Origin of the sequence: Leclercia sp. CFBP8987 (assembly GCF_034044995.2) — a bacterium.
In the GTDB taxonomy this organism is placed as follows: domain Bacteria; phylum Pseudomonadota; class Gammaproteobacteria; order Enterobacterales; family Enterobacteriaceae; genus Enterobacter; species Enterobacter tamurae.
This window is the reverse complement of the sequence record NZ_CM188255.1, coordinates 2,154,582-2,169,927: the sequence shown is the minus strand read 5'-3', so window position 1 is coordinate 2,169,927 and position 15,346 is coordinate 2,154,582. Positions and strand designations below refer to the sequence as shown.

Here is a 15,346-nt window from a genome sequence, read left to right as displayed (position 1 = left end):
AGGCAAGGCGATGTTCAGATACCAAAAGGACTTAAGAATGTTTGGTTCGTGGCTTAATAAATCCGGATCCAGTAACTCACTAAAACAAATTTACAATGAATCCGGATTCATTTTTTACAACATAGGCTTAGTCTTTTTTTGTTGATCCATGTAATTTATGACGGCATTCTGCCATGCAGGATCAATCAGCTCAATTTTCGTGTTTCCCATAGAAAGGCTTGCCGTACCGCTCTCACAGCCCATTCCTGAAGTAGGCATTGGTTTTTCACACCAAACAGGAAATACACCACCAGTTGATACCGGCCCGTACTTATTCAAGGCAGCCTCGACCATATTGTTTTCATTTTCTTTCGTCCAAGGTATTTCATAGAGGACCTGCGAAACAGCCATCGGATTAGATTTGTTATAAGGAACTCGGGGTTCGAAATTCACCTGCATACGGGTTCCATTATCTTCGTATACCAGGTGCATAATCTGCTGACTCCCTGTAACGATACTTGGAGTCTGACTTTCCATCGACTTTGATGCCCTTATTTGAGCAGGCTTTATACCAAAGTTTTTCTGCATTGCAGCTTGCGCTTCTTCAATGCTCATTCCCGTTTTAACACCACCAATGTCAAATGATTTGACGTCTACGGCCTTAACAGGAGGAATTGCATTTGCTGATACAGACATAAGTGAAGAAGATAAAACTACTAAATATAAGGGGTATTGCAGGCGAATTTTCATTTTCCCTCTGATAATTGCAATGAATTTAAGATTGTAATTTACATCCACAAAGTTTGCTTTGCAACTTAACGGGAAAATTCTCATCAGGTTAATTGTGAATGCGCCAACAAACTGCGGTCATTATTTTCTTTTAACAATATTACTTGCCTATTTTTTGTCAATTTCCTCGCGTTTGGCACGGCGACGCTATCGCTCCGGCTCCACCCGACCATCCATCAGGATATACTGCGCCGCTTTACGCGCATATTGATCAATTAAAGGAACAAGCCGAGTGAAATGCTCGCTGGCACAATGCGCATCGAGTGCTGCGCGGTCGGGCCACTCTTCAATGAAAATAAAATGCCCTGGATCTTTTTCATCCCGGTACAAATCATAAGCAATACACAGGGGTTCTTTCTTCGTCGCCGCGATGAGTTCGCGGTACAAAGGGAGAACGACGTCGACGAACTCGGGTTTGATAAAATCTTCGGCGATAACTTTTAACATGTTTAATAAACTCAGAAGTACTCTGTTTCGTGATTAGAAATCCACAGGAAGAAAGAACCGCGGTAGTCGTCATCAGTGGAGGTTATCAGTGAGCATTTATCTGCATTGCCATCTGGGGTGTAAGCACAGCTCTGCTTCACCCGGACAGTGCGCTCCTCTCCTTTTGACACTATTTCTGAATCAATAAATTGCGCACTTCCGGATGGGTAATAGATCCGCTTGTCCAGTCGCTCTTTGTAGTTTCTTACCCGTACAGGGAACTGGCTATGTTGATATTCATATCGTTCTACAACCTCCCCCGTACTTTTATCAACCATCGTTTCAAGCAACCCGCGCACATTATAGCTGAGCAAAAATTTGCCCTTTTTATTCTCAAGCTCGGTAATTTCGCAGCGTTTATTGATTTTTCCAGTAATATGCTCACCTTTGAATGAGCTCAGTACGCCATCCTTGTTTACCAGATGGAATTCCCGGGGAGTGGCCCTGTCGATCATATTGATATGGGTAAAGCACCCGCTGGGGTCATATCTCACTTCTGTCATAACCTGCAGTTTACCCTCAACGTCCCGGACCCACTGAAGGCTATGTTTTACGTTGCCGGTTGTTGCATCATGCTGGAACAAAAGCGCAGCATTTAAGACCGCAGGTTTGAACTGCGTATAGGCAGCGGCATGAGATGACATTGCCAAAAAACAGAGACTGAAAAGCGCCCTTGCTTTCATTAACCATTCCTTTATTAATCCGATTGCACGCTAAGGTGACAGGAGACTCACGTTACCAAATTCTTTGCAAATAGCCGCGAAAAATCAACATCTTCACTTAGTCTAAGCGGTAGATTCCTGCGTTCCAGTAACCTCTACCCTGTCGACGAACCTCCTTCCAGCCTGACAATTTAAGTACCCTCGCAATCAGCCGATTCATCACCCCATGCCCCATAAGCAGCACAGGGCCGTTTGATGCTTTTGCACATGTTACGAGGATATCCGCAGCCTGAACGGCGCGTTGTTTAGCTGTCGCCAGGGGCTCAACATGAGGGGAGATGCCACACAGCCACATAATACGGAAAACCGACGCCCATAAAGTGGGGGCTAACCTAATACCGGGTATATGGAATGCGGGCAGGTCAGCTTCTCTGAAGACGTCATCAATGCGATCCGGTGTACGCCCTAATGCGTGCAGGGAGGAAATCGCTCTGGGAAGTGGGCTGCTCAGGATCTGCAACGCGCTGGATGCTAACGCCTGACTGGATTGCGGGGGCAGATCGCTGCCCGTATCTGAGAGATTATAGTGTGAAATCCACTCTGCCATCTCCAGGCTTATTACTCTTGAAGCACCTGTAAAAGCAGGCCTTCCATGACGCATCAAAATAATTTCCATACCGTGCTTCTTGTTGTGGTCCTTTTGTCGTAAACAGACTAACGCGATAAAGGCAGAAGGAACTACTACCCTATTTAGGGTTGACCTGCTCTTAAACACTCTTAAAAAGGATGCCTGCACCATGCTAAAAATCCTCGGCAAAACCACCTCCATCAACGTGCGCAAAGTGCTCTGGACCTGCGAAGAAGCCGGTCTGGACTATCTGCAGGAAGATTACGGCAGCGGCTTTGCCTCGACGGAAACCGACGCCTTCCGTAAGCTGAATCCGAACGCCATGGTGCCGGTGCTGATCGACGGCGACTTTGTGCTGTGGGAATCCAATGCCATTTGCCGCTATCTGGTACGCAAAACCGGACGCGATGACCTGCTCTCCGCAGATCCGCAGGCCTGCGCCAATATAGAGCGCTGGATGGACTGGCAGGCAACGGAATTCAATAACGCCTGGCGCTACGTCTTCCCGGCGCTGGGGCGCAAAAACCCGGAGTTTAACGATCCCGCGCGGATTGCGGCGGGAATTAAGGAGTGGAACCACCACATCATGATCCTTGAGCAGCAGCTGCAACACACCTGGGCGTGGGTAGCGGGCGAGACCTTTACCCTTGCCGACGTGGTGCTGGGGCTGTCGGTGAACCGCTGGAAGATGACCCCGTTTGAAAAGCCGCAGGTTCGCGCCATTGAGGCATGGTTTGAACGCTTAAACCAGCGCGAGGCTTTTTTACGCCACGGAAATAATGGCATGCTGTGAACATAGCCCGCCCGATGCTTAATAATCGCTTTCTTAGCAGGGTTATTTTAATTAATTACTAAATCCACACAGGCCTCCGGTGCCGTAATAATTAAGCGCTATCCTGGACAACCCGCGAATTGTCTTTGCTAGCCTGATTATTCAGGCAAAGCTCAAACCGGAGGTATTCTTTGCTGATAAAACTCAAGAAAGAACGAACGCATCAGGAGGATCGTCGGCTTGCCCTCTGGCTGGCTACCTCCGCAGGATTACTGAATGCCATTGCGCTGGGGGCCTTCGGTTTTTTTCCTTCCCATATGACCGGCAACACCTCACAATTTTCCAGCGAAGTCTCCTCGACGGATCTGAACGATATTATCTTCTTTGCCACCATTATTCTGTCGTTTGTGACGGGCGCAATCATTGCGCGGATTATTGTTTTATGGGGCATCATGCATAATGTGCGGCTCATTTTTTGTCAGGTTCTGTTTATTGAAGGATTATTACTGGCTGGCGTCTCACTGTATGAGATGTTTTTCCATACCTTCACCACCAATCGGGAAATTATTGTTTTCCTCTGTGGCCTGATGGGGATCCATAATTCAACCTCCACCCAGCTTTCCGGCGGTCGGGTAAGATCCACCCACATTACCGGCACCTTAACCGATGCAGGCATTTCGCTGGCCTCCGTGGTGGTGGCGATGCTACGCCGGGATTATTCCAAAGATACGGCAGCTCAGAGAAGCCAGCTTAAAACCCATCTCACCACCCTTTTCTCCTTTATCACCGGGGGTATCGCGGGGCTGATACTGTTCAGGTGGTTTGACTTTCATGCGATGCTGGCGCTGGGGCTGATGCTGGTTTTCGTGGCCACCTTCTCCATCATTAATACCTCGCTACGGGTGCGAAAAGTCCGCGCTGCGTTTAGCAAATAACGGACGCCGCCCATTCATTAAGTGACGGTGTCACTTAATGAATTTATCTTTAAGACTATTCTGTCTGCCCCTGACCAGGCCTTATCCCATAAGGCTTAACCGCGAGTTTCCCTCACTTTCATAGGGTTACAGATTTTACCGCTTCGCTGGAACCCTTCCCAAACGCTTGCTATAGCTCAATTACCCCTGCCGATTCATGGCATAACAACAGGCAACCGGTGGTTGCTATAACGCATGCGCACAGGGAGACACATCGCAATGCATCCATTATTCAAACGTTCGCTGCTTTTTGTCGGCGCGATTATTGTGGTCGTCGCCCTCCTCGTCTGGGGAATTGGGCTCGAGACGATCAAAGCGCGCCAGGTTGACCTGGTCTATCTCGGGCAACAGCATCTGATTTTAGTCTTCTCGTCCATGTTCTTCGCCCTGCTGGTTGGTATCCCCAGCGGTATTTTGCTGAGCCGTCCGGCTGCGCGAGGTATCGCCGAATACGTGATGCAGATCTTTAACGTCGGTAACACCCTGCCGCCGCTGGCCGTTCTGGCTCTGGCGATGGTGGTGCTTGGCATTGGCGATACCCCGGCGATCATCGCCCTGTTCCTGGCCTCGCTGCTGCCGATTGTGCGTAACACCTATGCCGGGCTGTGCTCGGTGCCTGGGTCGTTACTGGAAGCGGCGAACGGGATCGGGATGACCAAATGGCAGCGTCTACGCCAGGTCGAAATTCCTAATGCCTGGCCGGTGATGCTCTCCGGGATCCGCATCGCTACCGCGATTAACGTCGGTACGGCCCCGCTGGCCTTCCTGATTGGCGCCAGCAGCTACGGCGAGCTGATTTTCCCGGGTATTTACCTGAACGACTTCCCGACCCTGATCCTGGGCGCGGCGGCCACCGCCCTGTTCGCCCTGATTCTGGATACGCTGCTGGCGGCGCTGGGTCGTCTGATGAGCCCGCATCTCGCGCGATAATTATAACAAGGAGCTTCTATGAGACTGTTTACCGGCCTGACGGCGCTGTGCGCCGCCGCGCTCTTCTCCAGCCAGGCGCTCGCCGCACCGCTGATTCTGGCGACCAAGAGCTTTACCGAGCAGCATATTCTCTCGGCCATGACCGTGCAGTACCTGCAAAAGAAAGGATTCCAGGTGCAGCCCCAGACCAACATTGCGACGGTGATTTCCCGCAATGCGATGATCAACAAGCAGATCGACATGACCTGGGAGTACACCGGTACGTCGCTGATCATCTTTAACCACATCAACAAACGCATGTCCCCGCAGGAGTCTTACGAGACGGTGAAACGTCTTGATGCCAAACATGGTCTGGTGTGGCTCAACCCCGCGGACATGAACAACACCTACGCCTTTGCCATGCAGCGTAAGCGCGCCGAAGCGGAAAATATCAACACCATGTCGGAGCTGGTCGCTAAGGTCGAGCAGGTGCGTAAAACCGACCCGGACAACAACTGGATGCTGGGTCTGGACCTCGAGTTTTCCGGGCGCAGCGACGGCATGAAGCCGCTGCAGGCCGCCTATAACCTGGAGCTGGATCGCCCGCAGATCCGCCAGATGGACCCCGGTCTGGTCTATAACGCGGTGCGCGACGGCTTCGTTGACGCCGGGCTGATCTACACCACCGACGGGCGCGTGAAGGGCTTCGACCTGAAGGTACTGGAAGATGATAAAGGCTTCTTCCCGAGCTATGCGGTGACCCCGGTGGTGCGTAAGGACACGCTGGAAGCCAATCCGGGTCTGGAGGAGGCGCTGAACACACTCTCCGCCCAGCTCAATAACGACGTTATCACCGAGCTCAACAAGAAGGTGGATATCGATCATCAGTCACCGCAGCAGGTCGCCCGTGATTTCCTGCGTAGCAAGCAGCTGCTGTAAGGAGGCGCTATGGATACGGTTCACTACATTATTGATAACTGGGGCTATCTGTTAAGCCTGACGCTGCAGCATCTGTGGCTGGTGGCGCTGGCCGTGGGCCTGGCCATCATCATTGGCGTGCCGCTGGGCATTCTGATTGTGCGTCACAAATGGCTGGCGACCCCGGTGCTGGGGATTGCCACCATCGTGCTGACCATCCCGTCGATTGCTCTGTTCGGCCTGATGATCCCGCTCTTTTCCATGATCGGTCAGGGTATTGGCGCCCTGCCCGCCATTACGGCGGTATTCCTCTACTCGCTGCTGCCGATTGTGCGTAACACCCACACCGCGCTCGACAGCCTGCCGCCAGGTCTGCGCGAAGCGGGTCGCGGGATCGGCATGACCTTCTGGCAACGTCTGCGCTGGGTAGAGATCCCTATGGCGCTGCCGGTGATTTTTGGCGGGATCCGTACCGCCGTGGTGATGAACATCGGCGTGATGGCGATTGCCGCCGTCATTGGCGCGGGCGGGCTGGGCCTGCTGCTGCTTAACGGCATTGGCGGAAGCGATATTCGTATGCTGATTGCCGGTGCACTGATGATTTGTCTTTTAGCGATTGTGCTCGACTGGTTACTGCACCGTCTGCAGATCGTTCTGACTCCAAAGGGGATTCGATAATGATAAAACTGGAAAACCTCACCAAACAATTTTCACAGAAACAGGGCCAGACCTTTAAGGCCGTGGACAACGTCAACCTGAACGTGCCAGAAGGGGAAATGTGTGTGTTGCTAGGCCCGTCCGGCTGCGGCAAGACCACCACCCTGAAGATGATTAACCGCCTGATTACCCCGAGCAGCGGCAAGATCCTGATCAACGGTCAGGATACCAGCGACATGGATACCGTCACACTGCGCCGCAACATCGGCTACGTGATCCAGCAGATTGGTCTTTTCCCGAACATGACCATCGAAGAGAACATCACCGTGGTGCCGCGAATGCTGGGCTGGGACAAAGCCCGGTGTAAAACCCGCGCCGAAGAGCTGATGGATATGGTGGCGATGGACCCGCATAAATTCCTCAACCGCTATCCGCGCGAGATGTCCGGTGGTCAGCAGCAGCGTATCGGCGTGATCCGCGCTCTGGCGGCGGATCCTCCGGTACTGCTGATGGATGAGCCCTTCGGTGCGGTCGACCCGATCAACCGCGAGGTGATCCAGAACCAGTTCCTCGAGATGCAGCGCAAGCTGAAAAAGACCGTGATGCTGGTGAGCCACGACATCGACGAAGCGCTGAAGCTCGGCGACCGTATCGCCGTCTTCCGCCAGGGGAAAATTGTCCAGTGCGCCAGCCCGGACGAACTGCTGGCAAAACCGGCGAATGAGTTTGTCGGCTCGTTTGTCGGCCAGGACCGTACCCTGAAGCGCCTGCTGCTGGTCTCGGCGGGAGATGTGACCGATCAGCAGCCGACCCTGACCGTGCGCCCGGCGACGCCGCTGCCTGAAGCCTTCGCTATCATGGATGACAACGACATCCGCGCGGTCACCGTGGTGGACGAAAACGGCAAGCCGCTGGGCTTTGTGAAGCGCCGCGAAGCGCGTCATGCCAACGGCACCTGCGCCGATCTGATCCACCCGTTCCGCATGACCGGCAAGGCGGAAGACAACCTGCGCGTGGTGCTGTCGCGTCTGTACGAGAGCAACACCAGCTGGATGCCGATTGTCGATGAGGACGGGCGCTATAACGGCGAGATTTCCCAGGACTATATTGCGGAATACCTCAGCTCTGGCCGCACGCGCCGGGCGCTGAATATTTATAGCGAAAGCTAATCCTGTCAGCCGGGCTCTGCCCGGCTCTTTACGTTGCTAACCCCCCGATTTCCCCTCACAATATTGTATCTTCCCTGTTTACGCGTAACCCATGCATCGACTCCATGCTTACCCTGACATCCGCGCGATGTTTCGCAGGCTGCTGATTGCCACCGTCACCGGCGTGCTGGCAGCGCTGGCCGTGGCGCTGTTTCGTCACGCCATGTATTTGCTGGAGTGGCTGTTTCTCAGTAATGAGAGCGGCAGCCTGGTGAATGCCGCCAGCGCGCTTTCGCCCTGGCGCCGTGCACTCACCCCCGCGCTGGGCGGGCTGGCGGCCGGGCTGTTGCTATGGGGATGGCAGCGCATGACGGCGCAGCGTCCGCATGCGCCTACCGACTATATGGAAGCCCTGGAGACGGGCGACGGGCAGTTTGACTACGGTGCCAGCCTGGTGAAATCTCTGGCATCATTACTGGTGGTCGCCAGCGGTAGCGCCATTGGGCGCGAAGGAGCGATGATCCTGCTGGCCGCCCTCGCCGCCTCCTTTTTTGCCCGGCGCTTTACGCCGAAATCAGAATGGAAACTGTGGATCGCCTGCGGGGCCGCCGCCGGGATGGCCAGCGCCTACCACGCCCCCTTAGCCGGGAGCCTGTTTATTGCCGAGATCTTATTCGGTACCCTGATGCTGGCCTCGCTCGGCCCGGTGGTGATTGCCGCCGTGGTCGCCCTGCTCACCACTCGCCTGCTCAGCCCCGACGCCAGCACGCTGTATGAAGTACATTTCAGCCAAACGCTCACCGGGGTGGATTACGCCCTGATGGTCGGCATGGGCCTGCTGGCCGGCATCTGCGGCCCGGCGCTGATGTGGTTAATGGATTTCAGTCACTCCCTGTTTCTGCGCCTGCGGCTCTCGCCGCCGTGGCAGCTGGCGCTGGGTGGGCTGATCGTCGGTCTGCTCTCGCTGCTGACGCCAAAGGTGTGGGGCAATGGCTACAGCGTGGTGCAGGGGTTTCTGCTCGCGCCGCCGCTGCTGTCGGTGATTGCCGGGGTATTCATTTGCAAGCTGCTGGCCGTACTCGCCAGCAGCGGCTCGGGGGCACCGGGCGGGGTATTTACGCCCACGCTGTTTGTCGGCATGGCGACCGGGATGCTGTTTGCGCAACTTTTTATGCTGTGGATACCCGGGTCTGAAACCGCGATTTTACTCGGACTGGCGGGGATGGCGACGCTGCTCGCTGCGACGACGCACGCGCCAATCATGTCGGCGCTGATGGTCTGTGAAATGACCGGGCAGTATCTGCTTCTACCCGGCTTGCTGATTGCCTGCGTGGTGGCGTCAGTCCTGTCGCGGACGTTACGCCACGACTCGATCTACGGGCGACACACTGCTGAGAGTCGAGAGGTCGATGTAGTGCGCTAGCTCGCGCTGCTCAGCGCGGGGCAGATACGGCAGCTCGCCCACCAGCGGACCCGGCAGCTTTTTACTCAGCACCTCAATGATTTCAGCATAGTGGGCCAGGCCCGGATTAATGCGGTTTGCCACCCAGCCCACCAGCGGCAGGCCATCATTGGCAATCGCCTGTGCCGTCAACAGGGCGTGGTTAATACAGCCTTCCTGAATGCCCACCACCATCAGGACCGGGAGTTGCTCCTGCACTACCCACTCTGATAACGGACGCAAATCATTCATCAGGCTGCGCCAGCCGCCGGTCCCTTCTACCACCACGTGATCGACCTGCTCGCTCAGGCTGGCAAGCCCGTTTGATAACAGGGTGTAATTAACCAGCCCGCTGTGCGCCACGCTGCTCTCATCTTCGCTGAGCGCAATGGGGTTCACTGCGTGATAAGGCAGTTCAAGCGAGGAGACGCTTTGTAACACCAGCGCATCTTTATTGCGCAATCCCTCTGGCGTCTCTTTACTCCCTTTTGCTACCGGTTTGTACCCTGCTACGCGCTTCCCGCTAGCCATCAGGGCTTGCAGTAAGGCGCGGGACACCACCGTCTTACCGACAGAAGTATCAGTACCCGTTACAAAGAAACGCTTAAGCATCACTCACTCCACCGTTATGCTTTGGAAATATAAATCTAGGAAATAATTCAGTGGGGGAAGTCTAAGGCATGCGCTATCCGCCCAGTTTGAGATAGCGCAATTTTTGGTAAGACTACAGGAATCTGTTAACCCTGCAGGAGACGGATCAGCAGGGACCCGTTGTACATCGCATCTTTCACCAGCGCCGCACCGGCCATCGTCCCCTGATTGGTAAACTGGGTGCTCTCCACCACGATATGTTTACTGTAGGCCGGCAGGGACTGCTGGCGGATGGAGTCGGCGATCGCCGGGAAGAGGACGTCTGCCGCCTGGCTCAGGGGCGAACCGATCAGGATCTTTTGCGGGTTAAAGAGGTTAACCATGATGGCAATGATGCGTCCGACGTTGGTGCCCACGCCGGTAATGATATCTTTGGCCAGCAGATCCCCCTGCTGGGCGGCCGCACACAGCGACGCCACGGTCAGGGGTTGGCCATGCAGCGTAGAACTCATCGACTGGCCGAGCCGGAGTTGGGCCAGTTCCATCACGCTATCCACGCTGGCTATGGTCTCCAGGCAGCCGTGGTTACCGCAGTAACAGCGTTTGCCGTAGGGATCAACCTGGGTATGGCCAATCTCCACCAGGCTGCTGCTCCCGGCGTGTAGCAGACGGCCATCGGTGATCACCCCGGCTCCCACGTTGTGGTCAATCACCACCTGAATCACGTCCCGCGCCCCGCGTGAAGCGCCGAACAATGCCTCGGCCATGGTCCAGGCGCTGATGTCATGCTGAATATAGACCGGCACGCCGGTGTGGTTTTTCAGCACCTCTCCCAGCGGCATCTCTTTGACGTCGTCGTAGAACGGCATCCGGTGGACAATACCATTTTCGGTATCAATAATGCCCGGCATGGTGATGGCGATGGCGGTCAGACGCTCCAGCTTCTGCTGGTGATGTATAAAGAATTGATCGATAAGCGCGGTGATCCGTACCTCAAGCGGCAGCTCAGCTTTCAGCGCCAGCGGGAGTTGCTCTTCCACCACCAGCTTGCTGCTGAGATCGCGCAGCGCCAGGTAGATTTCGCCCCGGCTGATGCGCAACGAGAGGTAGTGCCAAGCTTCGGTTTCCACCACCAGCCCTACCGCCGGACGGCCACGGCTGCCCGGCTCCTGAATTTCGGTCTCCTGCACCAGATGCGCTTCGAGCATTTCTCGTACAATCTTGGTGATACTGGCAGGTGCCAGTTGCGCAAGGCGGGAAAGATCGATGCGCGAGACCGGCCCAAGCTGATCAATCAGGCGATATACTGCACCCGCATTGGTCTGCTTAATCTGATCGATATGCCCAGGCTGACTATCAGCAACCACCACGTACTCCCTTATTTTCGAGCTTCGAAATAAACTGTGGGCTATGGTGAAGCACTTCTACAGTGATCGTCAAATTTTTACTTAGCCTTGTGATTTACAGCACATTTTTACCCGCTTTTTTTGCGGCTTAACCGCCCGACGAGGCCTGAATCAACAGTTTTTTGAAACGTTGTGCCGCAGCGCTGAGCTCATGATGCTTCGACCATACCAGCCACATCTCTGACACCGCATCCGGTTCGGCTATCGCTACCCAGCGCATTTCATTCAGCTGCAGGCGTTTAAACGAGGCTGGCAGGATCGACACCCCCAGCCCGGCCGCCACCAGGCCGATAATGGTCATCGCCTCACCCACCTCCTGGGTGATGACCGGGGTAACACCGTAGCGGCGCAACAGCCCCAGGATGTCGTCATACAGGCCGGTGCCAACACGCGGATCAAAAAAGACAAACGGCTCGTTAGCCAGCTCGGCAAGAGAAATGGCCGGTTTGGCCGCCAGAGGGTGATCCCGGTGGATCATCACCAGCAGCGGCTCGCGCAGCACCCGCTGCCACGCCAGGGTATCCGGCAGCTGGGTATTGCGCATCAGGCCGAGATCCAGCGAACCTTCGCTGAGCGGGACGATCTGCTCCCGGGTGTTAATCTCCCGGGTCTGGATATGCACATCCGGTGAGAGGCGGCGAAAGGTCGACAGGGTGTGCGAAATGGCGCGGATAAAGGGCGCAGACGAGGTAAACCCGAGGCGTAACTCCCCGGTTTCGCCATGATGCAGGCGTTCTGCCCGGGCGGCCGCCTCGTCCACCTGAATCAGGATCTGGCGGCTGTCGGCCAGAAACTGGCGCCCTGCCGCCGTCAGCCCCACGCTGCGGTTGGTGCGGGCCAGCAGACGGGCTCCCACCTGCTGCTCCAGGGCCTGGATCTGCTGGCTCAGCGGCGGTTGGGAGATATTCAGCCGCGCCGCGGCGCGCCCAAAATGCAGCTCCTCAGCGACGGCGACAAAGTAGCGCAGATGACGCAGTTCGATATTCATATCTTTAACGTATCATTTGAGATTATTAATATATTAGACAGAATATTTACATTTTCCTACCCTGATCCCTGTGGTCATACCCGTCACCAGAAATCACGGGGATGTTGAAGCAAGGAACTTACGTGAGTCGTACAACAACGGCTGATATCGCCCCGACAGATGATATCGATATACCAACCAGGCCCCGTCCGGTTCAGTTAATCAAACGCGGCACCCCGCAGTTTATGCGCGTTACCCTGGCGCTGTTCTCCGCCGGACTGGCGACCTTCGCCCTCCTCTACTGCGTGCAACCGATCCTACCAGTGCTGTCGCACGAGTTTGGCGTGACGCCTGCCACCAGCAGTATCTCGCTCTCAATCTCCACCGGGATGCTGGCGGTTGGTTTACTCTTTACCGGGCCGCTGTCGGACGCCATCGGGCGCAAACCGGTGATGGTCACCGCCCTGCTGCTGGCCTCGGTCTGTACTTTGCTGTCGACGATGATGACCAGCTGGCACGGGATTTTGATCATGCGCGCGCTGATCGGCCTCTCCCTCAGCGGCGTGGCGGCGGTGGGCATGACTTACCTTAGCGAGGAGATCCACCCCAGCTTTGTCGCCTTCTCGATGGGGCTCTATATCAGCGGTAACTCTATTGGCGGGATGAGCGGACGGCTGCTGAGCGGGGTCTTTACCGACTTCTTCAGCTGGCGAATTGCGCTGGCGGCGATCGGCTGCTTTGCGCTGGCATCGGCGCTGATGTTCTGGAAAATCCTGCCGGAATCGCGCCACTTTCGCCCTACCGCCTTGCGACCTAAAACACTGCTGATTAACTTCCGCCTGCACTGGCGCGACCGGGGTCTGCCTCTGCTGTTCCTGACCGGATTCCTGCTGATGGGCTCGTTTGTCACCCTGTTTAACTACATTGGTTACCGGCTGATGCTCGCCCCCTGGCACCTGAACCAGGCGCTGGTCGGCCTGCTGTCGGTGGCCTACCTGACCGGGACCTGGAGTTCACCGAAAGCCGGGGCGATGACCACCCGCTTCGGGCGCGGCCCGGTGATGCTGGCCTCGACGGGCATTATGCTGGCCGGGGTCTTGCTAACCCTGGTAAGTAACCTGTGGGTGATTTTTGCCGGGATGCTGCTCTTCTCCGCCGGCTTTTTTGCTGCCCACTCGGTCGCCAGCAGCTGGATCGGCCCGCGCGCCCGTCGCGCCAAGGGCCAGGCGTCTTCGCTGTATCTGTTCAGCTACTATCTGGGCTCCAGTATCGCCGGGACACTCGGCGGCGTGTTCTGGCATCAGTACGGCTGGAACGGCGTGGGCGGGTTTATTGCATTGATGCTGTGTGGGGCGTTGCTGGTGGGCAGGAGCCTTCATTGTCGTTTGAAATAAACTCATCAGGTGATCACCAGTAGCAAATCTATCCCTGGCTTTATTTACGACCCCGTATTTGTGCAAAACGAGTACGGGTTTTTTTCGTTTTTAATCATTCTAAATTCCATATCAAGCATTACTAAACAATAACTTACCGCATATTGTTCATTTACTCATCATTGCATACAGGTTAGGCTTTCAACGGATTACCCATACATATCATAAGGAAATGAAATATGGCAATACCGGCTTATCTTTGGCTAAAAGACGATGGCGGCGCTCTCATCAAGGGTTCTGTAGATGTAAGGCACCGTGAGCAATCCATAGAAATCACATCATTCAGCCATAACCTCTATATCCCGACCGATGGCAATACCGGAAAACTTACAGGGACACGCGTTCACGGTGCCCTGATGTTCGAAAAGGAGTTCGACAGTTCATCCCCTTATCTCATGAAAGCTGTAGCTACAGGGCAAACTCTTCAGAGTGCGGAGTTTAAATGGTATCGCATCAATGATGCAGGCCAGGAAGTTGAGTATTACAACATGTTCCTGGAAGGGGTGAAGATTGTTTCAGTCACACCAATGATGCACGACACAAAAACTGTGATAAATGCAGGTCACCTTGAGCAGGTACAATTACGCTACGCTAAAATCACGTGGACATTCAAGGACGGAAATATTCAGTATTCCGACGCATGGGCAGAACGTGTAACCAGGTAACTATGCATGGATAGTGTGGAAGAACTTAACGGAACGTATTTCTATAAGGGATACTCCAACCTTTCCGCCGGAGAGTTGCTCTTTTGGATTTTTCTTGATGAAGCGGCTGAACAGTTCGGAACAAGCGATCTTTTAACCGTTGGGCTAATTCTGCTAGGTCAACCTGAAATAGCGACAAGAGGCAAACCTGGAGGGACAACCCCCGGAACATCACCACTCAGCTCACAGTTACGTCACTGGCTGAACATCGAAACCAGACGCTTACCCACCTTGACTAACTCAAGTATCAGAAGGATGAAGTTTGCCTATGTTACCAATCTCGGTGCATTTGTGGGTCGATGGATTCCTGTCCTTGGGATTTTTGTTATTGCTGCTGATGTCTCAGCCATCGCTTATAAGGCGACAATGAAATACAACACCATAGCCAAAGGAAACGACAAGTTATGGTGACAAATGAAGATGTGATTAGCTGGTACTGTGAACGGTTCAACAAACCTGCCCTGTTTACCAGGAAGTCATGGCCCGTATCCCTTGATACCAGCCTCTCCACAGGTGATTACGTTTGGGCAAGTGAAACAGGGGCAGACATCATGAGGGAATATTTTCAACGCTTTGATGTGGACCCTGCCAACTTCGACTTTTACCGATACTGGCCTGAGGAGACATTTATCCTTTACTCCTTATTCACTAGCGGAAAGGACGACGATGAACCAGAACCGCTAACACTTCGTATGCTTGCTGAGTCTGCAAAAGCAGGTAAATGGTTATATGACTAACAATCAAAGGGGCGATTAGGCCCCTTTTTCATATCAGCACTCTGCGGTGGCCAGCCCATTCCTTTTCCTCGCCTCAAACGAATACATGAAAAGTGCATGATTCGCTCATAAATCACGGTAAACTCACCTGAACACATCCATCTGA

General features: G+C 54.6%; 18 protein-coding genes. 11 read left to right on the top strand and 7 right to left on the bottom strand.

Annotation, left to right across the window (positions count from 1 at the left end):
* Nucleotides 1-114 precede the first annotated feature (114 nt).
* The 4 genes from SOM40_RS10515 to SOM40_RS10500 form a co-directional block, all read right to left on the bottom strand.
* Nucleotides 115-729: a hypothetical protein gene (locus SOM40_RS10515; RefSeq protein ID WP_320456903.1), complete on the bottom strand. Its 615-nt coding sequence runs from the start codon at nt 727-729 to the stop codon at nt 115-117.
* Nucleotides 730-915: 186 nt separating this feature from the next.
* Nucleotides 916-1,215, bottom strand: a complete 300-nt coding sequence (locus tag SOM40_RS10510) for a putative quinol monooxygenase (protein ID WP_106993787.1) — start codon at nt 1,213-1,215, stop codon at nt 916-918.
* Between the two features lie 11 nt (nt 1,216-1,226).
* The gene (locus tag SOM40_RS10505; RefSeq protein WP_320456904.1) at nt 1,227-1,937 is read right to left on the bottom strand and encodes a YnfC family lipoprotein; all 711 of its coding nucleotides are present in this window, start codon (nt 1,935-1,937) and stop codon (nt 1,227-1,229) included.
* Between the two features lie 97 nt (nt 1,938-2,034).
* The gene (locus tag SOM40_RS10500) at nt 2,035-2,715 is read right to left on the bottom strand and encodes a histidine phosphatase family protein (protein WP_320456905.1); all 681 of its coding nucleotides are present in this window, start codon (nt 2,713-2,715) and stop codon (nt 2,035-2,037) included.
* Here SOM40_RS10500 and SOM40_RS10495 point away from each other — a divergent pair.
* The 7 genes from SOM40_RS10495 (at nt 2,714) to clcB (ending at nt 9,345) form a co-directional block, all read left to right on the top strand.
* The gene (locus SOM40_RS10495) at nt 2,714-3,337 is read left to right on the top strand and encodes a glutathione S-transferase family protein (protein ID WP_320456906.1); all 624 of its coding nucleotides are present in this window, start codon (nt 2,714-2,716) and stop codon (nt 3,335-3,337) included. The genes SOM40_RS10500 and SOM40_RS10495 overlap by 2 nt on opposite strands.
* 170 nt (nt 3,338-3,507) lie before the next feature.
* A complete protein-coding gene (locus SOM40_RS10490; RefSeq protein WP_166182338.1) occupies nt 3,508-4,251 on the top strand; it encodes a YoaK family protein in 744 nt (247 codons plus the stop codon).
* Between the two features lie 258 nt (nt 4,252-4,509).
* Nucleotides 4,510-5,220, top strand: a complete 711-nt coding sequence (osmY, locus tag SOM40_RS10485) for an osmoprotectant ABC transporter permease OsmY (protein WP_106993783.1) — start codon at nt 4,510-4,512, stop codon at nt 5,218-5,220.
* A gap of 18 nt (nt 5,221-5,238) precedes the next feature.
* Complete coding sequence (gene osmX, locus SOM40_RS10480; RefSeq protein WP_225758911.1) at nt 5,239-6,138, top strand: glycine betaine ABC transporter substrate-binding protein; 900 nt, start codon at nt 5,239-5,241, stop codon at nt 6,136-6,138.
* Between the two features lie 9 nt (nt 6,139-6,147).
* The gene (osmW, locus tag SOM40_RS10475) at nt 6,148-6,795 is read left to right on the top strand and encodes an osmoprotectant ABC transporter permease OsmW (RefSeq protein ID WP_106993781.1); all 648 of its coding nucleotides are present in this window, start codon (nt 6,148-6,150) and stop codon (nt 6,793-6,795) included.
* Entirely contained in the window at nt 6,795-7,943 is a 1,149-nt protein-coding gene (gene osmV / locus SOM40_RS10470) for an osmoprotectant ABC transporter ATP-binding protein OsmV (protein WP_166182337.1), read from the top strand. Before osmW ends, osmV begins: the two co-directional genes overlap by 1 nt.
* 91 nt (nt 7,944-8,034) lie before the next feature.
* Complete coding sequence (clcB, locus tag SOM40_RS10465; protein WP_106993779.1) at nt 8,035-9,345, top strand: voltage-gated ClC-type chloride channel ClcB; 1,311 nt, start codon at nt 8,035-8,037, stop codon at nt 9,343-9,345.
* Here the strand turns inward: clcB and bioD are convergent.
* From bioD to ynfL, 3 genes are all read right to left on the bottom strand, one after another.
* Nucleotides 9,280-9,975, bottom strand: coding sequence for a dethiobiotin synthase (bioD, locus tag SOM40_RS10460; protein ID WP_106993778.1), 696 nt, complete (start codon nt 9,973-9,975; stop codon nt 9,280-9,282). The genes clcB and bioD overlap by 66 nt on opposite strands.
* 125 nt (nt 9,976-10,100) lie before the next feature.
* Complete coding sequence (gene mlc, locus SOM40_RS10455) at nt 10,101-11,321, bottom strand: sugar metabolism global transcriptional regulator Mlc (RefSeq protein WP_320456907.1); 1,221 nt, start codon at nt 11,319-11,321, stop codon at nt 10,101-10,103.
* Between the two features lie 127 nt (nt 11,322-11,448).
* The gene (gene ynfL / locus SOM40_RS10450) at nt 11,449-12,348 is read right to left on the bottom strand and encodes a multidrug efflux transcriptional activator YnfL/SxtR(Kp) (protein ID WP_106993777.1); all 900 of its coding nucleotides are present in this window, start codon (nt 12,346-12,348) and stop codon (nt 11,449-11,451) included.
* 122 nt (nt 12,349-12,470) lie between these two features.
* On the opposite strand from ynfL, the gene ynfM reads away from it, so the two are divergent.
* The 4 genes from ynfM to SOM40_RS10430 all read left to right on the top strand — a co-directional run bounded on the left by ynfM (nt 12,471) and on the right by SOM40_RS10430 (nt 15,201).
* A complete protein-coding gene (gene ynfM / locus SOM40_RS10445) occupies nt 12,471-13,721 on the top strand; it encodes a multidrug efflux MFS transporter YnfM/SxtP(Kp) (protein ID WP_225758916.1) in 1,251 nt (416 codons plus the stop codon).
* A gap of 218 nt (nt 13,722-13,939) precedes the next feature.
* Nucleotides 13,940-14,425 carry an Hcp family type VI secretion system effector gene (locus SOM40_RS10440; RefSeq protein WP_262664555.1) on the top strand — a complete coding sequence of 162 codons (486 nt, stop codon included), beginning with the start codon at nt 13,940-13,942 and terminating at the stop codon, nt 14,423-14,425.
* 6 nt (nt 14,426-14,431) lie between these two features.
* Entirely contained in the window at nt 14,432-14,875 is a 444-nt protein-coding gene (locus SOM40_RS10435; protein ID WP_320456908.1) for an STM2901 family protein, read from the top strand.
* The gene (locus SOM40_RS10430; protein WP_320456909.1) at nt 14,869-15,201 is read left to right on the top strand and encodes a DUF1493 family protein; all 333 of its coding nucleotides are present in this window, start codon (nt 14,869-14,871) and stop codon (nt 15,199-15,201) included. Before SOM40_RS10435 ends, SOM40_RS10430 begins: the two co-directional genes overlap by 7 nt.
* The last annotated feature ends 145 nt before the right edge of the window (nt 15,202-15,346 follow it).

Bases quoted from the DNA above. Each gene is read 5' to 3' on its own strand.
- SOM40_RS10515 (WP_320456903.1), bottom strand. From the start codon at position 729: ATGAAAATTCGCCTGCAATACCCCTTATATTTAGTAGTTTTATCTTCT.
- SOM40_RS10510 (WP_106993787.1), bottom strand. From the start codon at position 1,215: ATGTTAAAAGTTATCGCCGAAGATTTTATCAAACCCGAGTTCGTCGAC.
- SOM40_RS10505 (WP_320456904.1), bottom strand. From the start codon at position 1,937: ATGAAAGCAAGGGCGCTTTTCAGTCTCTGTTTTTTGGCAATGTCATCT.
- SOM40_RS10495 (WP_320456906.1), top strand. From the start codon at position 2,714: ATGCTAAAAATCCTCGGCAAAACCACCTCCATCAACGTGCGCAAAGTG.
- SOM40_RS10500 (WP_320456905.1), bottom strand. From the start codon at position 2,715: ATGGTGCAGGCATCCTTTTTAAGAGTGTTTAAGAGCAGGTCAACCCTA.
- osmY (WP_106993783.1), top strand. From the start codon at position 4,510: ATGCATCCATTATTCAAACGTTCGCTGCTTTTTGTCGGCGCGATTATT.
- osmX (WP_225758911.1), top strand. From the start codon at position 5,239: ATGAGACTGTTTACCGGCCTGACGGCGCTGTGCGCCGCCGCGCTCTTC.
- osmW (WP_106993781.1), top strand. From the start codon at position 6,148: ATGGATACGGTTCACTACATTATTGATAACTGGGGCTATCTGTTAAGC.
- osmV (WP_166182337.1), top strand. From the start codon at position 6,795: ATGATAAAACTGGAAAACCTCACCAAACAATTTTCACAGAAACAGGGC.
- clcB (WP_106993779.1), top strand. From the start codon at position 8,035: ATGCATCGACTCCATGCTTACCCTGACATCCGCGCGATGTTTCGCAGG.
- bioD (WP_106993778.1), bottom strand. From the start codon at position 9,975: ATGCTTAAGCGTTTCTTTGTAACGGGTACTGATACTTCTGTCGGTAAG.
- ynfL (WP_106993777.1), bottom strand. From the start codon at position 12,348: ATGAATATCGAACTGCGTCATCTGCGCTACTTTGTCGCCGTCGCTGAG.
- SOM40_RS10440 (WP_262664555.1), top strand. From the start codon at position 13,940: ATGGCAATACCGGCTTATCTTTGGCTAAAAGACGATGGCGGCGCTCTC.
- SOM40_RS10435 (WP_320456908.1), top strand. From the start codon at position 14,432: ATGGATAGTGTGGAAGAACTTAACGGAACGTATTTCTATAAGGGATAC.
- SOM40_RS10430 (WP_320456909.1), top strand. From the start codon at position 14,869: ATGGTGACAAATGAAGATGTGATTAGCTGGTACTGTGAACGGTTCAAC.